Origin of the sequence: Ameyamaea chiangmaiensis (genome assembly GCF_013376175.1) — a bacterium.
Classification (GTDB): Bacteria; Pseudomonadota; Alphaproteobacteria; order Acetobacterales; family Acetobacteraceae; genus Ameyamaea; species Ameyamaea chiangmaiensis.
This window is the reverse complement of the sequence record NZ_JABXXR010000255.1, coordinates 1-2,393: the sequence shown is the minus strand read 5'-3', so window position 1 is coordinate 2,393 and position 2,393 is coordinate 1. Positions and strand designations below refer to the sequence as shown.

The following is a 2,393-nucleotide window of genomic DNA, read 5'->3' as shown; positions in this document are numbered from 1 at the left end:
GGCACGCCGCGTATCGCGGGGCGACTGCTGCGCCGCGTGCGCGACTTCGCCGCCGTCAGTCGCACGCCCGACGCCCCGGTCGATCGCGTCATGGCCGATGCCGCGCTGTCCCGGCTGGAGGTCGATTCGATCGGGCTGGACGCCATGGACCGGCGCTACCTGCTGCGGATCGCCGAGCATCACCATGGCGGCCCCGTCGGGGTCGAGACACTGGCCGCCGCGCTGGCCGAAGCGCGCGATACGCTGGAAGACGTGATCGAGCCTTACCTGATCCAGGAAGGGCTGGTTCTGCGCACCAGTCGCGGCCGCATGCTGGGCGAACGTGGCTGGCGGCATCTGGGACTGGTGCCGCCGCCCGCGCAACCGGGGCAGGCGGACCTGCTCGATCCCGGATCGGACACACCGTGACCGCGCACAGCATAGGCTTTCGCGTCTATTACGAAGACACCGACGCGGGCGGCATCGTCTATCACGCGCGCTATCTCGCCTTTGCCGAGCGCGCGCGGACGGAGGCGATTCGTGCCCATGGCGATTCCGCTGCCGCCCTGGCCTCCGAATTCGGGCTGGCATTCGTCGTACGGCGCGCCGACATGCTGTGCCATCGTCCGTTGCGCCTTGACGAAGTCGCCGAGGTCACCACCCGCCTGATCGCTCTGGGCGCCGCGCGCTGCACGCTGTCGCAGATCGTGCGCCGGGCCGAAGAACTGTGCGTCGAATTGACGGTGGAACTGGCCTGCATCCGCGTCGATAACGGCCGTCCTGCCCGATTTCCGCCGCGATGGCGTGCTCTGCTCGAATCCCTTGCGGCGTAGGGACGCGGGCTGCGTCGAATCGTTACAGGAATTTCGGTTGCCGGGTGCTTGGCTTTTCGCGCGAACGCAGTAAGGAACGCAGGCGGGCTGCCCTGATGGACCGGTTGCGACTCGGCGGACGTGCGGGCTTTTCCCCTTCAGTAAGAGTGGCAGGAGGCGTTTTTGGATCGAGCGGTGGACGCGGCAAATCTCGGTGCGGCTGCGGCCGGGAGCCTGTCGCTGTGGGGGCTGTTCCTGCATGCCTCTCTGGTGGTGAAACTGGTGATGGTCGGCCTGATCGTCTGCAGTATCTGGGTCTGGGCCATCATTTTCGACAAGATCATCACCATTCGCCGGGTCAATCGCCAGGCCACGGAATTCGAGGACAAGTTCTGGTCGGGCGGCAGCCTCGACGACCTGTACGATGCCGAAGGGGCCAAGCCGACCCATCCGCTGGCGGCCGTGTTCGGCGCGGGCATGGGCGAATGGCGCCGTTCGTCGCGCATCACCGGCATCGATCTGGTGCGCGGCGGCGTCAAGGACCGCGTCGATCGCGCCATGAGCATCACCATCACGCGTGAGATGGAGCGGCTGGAGCGCTGGCTGATCTTCCTGGCCACCATCGGCCCGGTGGCGCCGTTCATCGGCCTGTTCGGCACGGTCTGGGGCATCATGCACGCGTTCGGCTCGATCGCGGCGATGCACAACACCAATCTGGCCGTCGTGGCGCCGGGTATCTCCGAAGCGCTGTTCGCGACCGCGATCGGCCTCGTTACCGCCATTCCAGCCGTGATCGCCTACAACATCATCAATAACAGCCTGGCGCTGTTCTCCGACCGGATGGAGGGCTTCGCGACCGAATTCGCCGCCATCCTGTCGCGTCAGTCCGAAGAGAGGTCGTAACCCATGGGGGCGTCGCTGGGGGGAGGGCGCGGCCGCGGACGCCGCCGCCCACAGTCCGACATCAACGTGACACCGCTGGTGGACGTGATGCTCGTGCTGCTGATCATCTTCATGGTCACAGCGCCGATGATGACCAGCGGCGTCAACGTGGACCTGCCCAAGACGGACGCCTCGCCCGTCAACACGGACACCAAGCCCATCACCGTCTCGATCAAGGCCGACGGCGCGCTGTATCTGGGCGACGACCCGGTCCAGCCCGACGACCTCGTGAACCAGTTGCGCGCGATGTCGCAGAACGACCCGACGCACCGCATCTTCGTCCGTGGCGATGCGCATATCGACTATGGCCGGGTGATGGAGGTGATGGGCCGCATCACATCGGGTGGCTTCACCCACGTCGCCCTTCTGGCGCAGCAGCCCCCCTCCGGGCCGCAGCCCTGATCCTGCCGGAAGGTCGATGACCATGGTGCGCATGCGCCGTTCCGAACGGGCCATCATCCAGCGTTCGACCGGCATCTCGGTCGCGCTGCATGGCGGCCTGTTGCTTATCCTCCTGCTGGGCCTGCCCCAGACCAAGCCGCCCGAGCCGCCGGAGCCGCCCACCGTCGAGATCCAGTTCTCGTCGTCCGAAGGGCCCCCCGCGACACCGCACAAGGCACCCACGCCCGCGCCCAAGCCAGCCCCCGCGCCCGCGCCGGT

At 67.2% G+C, this 2,393-nt stretch carries 4 protein-coding genes and 1 pseudogene; all 5 read left to right on the top strand.

Annotation, left to right across the window (positions count from 1 at the left end; all coding sequences use genetic code 11):
- Positions 1-408 (top strand): Holliday junction DNA helicase RuvB C-terminal domain-containing protein (locus HUK82_RS16025; RefSeq protein WP_305144418.1); only part of this gene is annotated, 408 nt, incomplete at its 5' end.
- Positions 405-812, top strand: coding sequence for a YbgC/FadM family acyl-CoA thioesterase (locus HUK82_RS16020; protein ID WP_176614884.1), 408 nt, complete (start codon positions 405-407; stop codon positions 810-812). The genes HUK82_RS16025 and HUK82_RS16020, both read left to right, overlap by 4 nt.
- Positions 813-974: 162 nt before the next feature.
- Complete coding sequence (tolQ, locus tag HUK82_RS16015; RefSeq protein WP_176614883.1) at positions 975-1,694, top strand: protein TolQ; 720 nt, start codon at positions 975-977, stop codon at positions 1,692-1,694.
- A 3-nt stretch (positions 1,695-1,697) separates the two neighbouring features.
- Complete coding sequence (tolR, locus tag HUK82_RS16010; RefSeq protein ID WP_176614882.1) at positions 1,698-2,135, top strand: protein TolR; 438 nt, start codon at positions 1,698-1,700, stop codon at positions 2,133-2,135.
- A 16-nt stretch (positions 2,136-2,151) separates the two neighbouring features.
- Positions 2,152-2,393, top strand: a pseudogene (locus tag HUK82_RS16005) (energy transducer TonB); the annotation flags it as partial.

Bases quoted from the DNA above. Each gene is read 5' to 3' on its own strand.
- tolR (WP_176614882.1), top strand. From the start codon at position 1,698: ATGGGGGCGTCGCTGGGGGGAGGGCGCGGCCGCGGACGCCGCCGCCCA.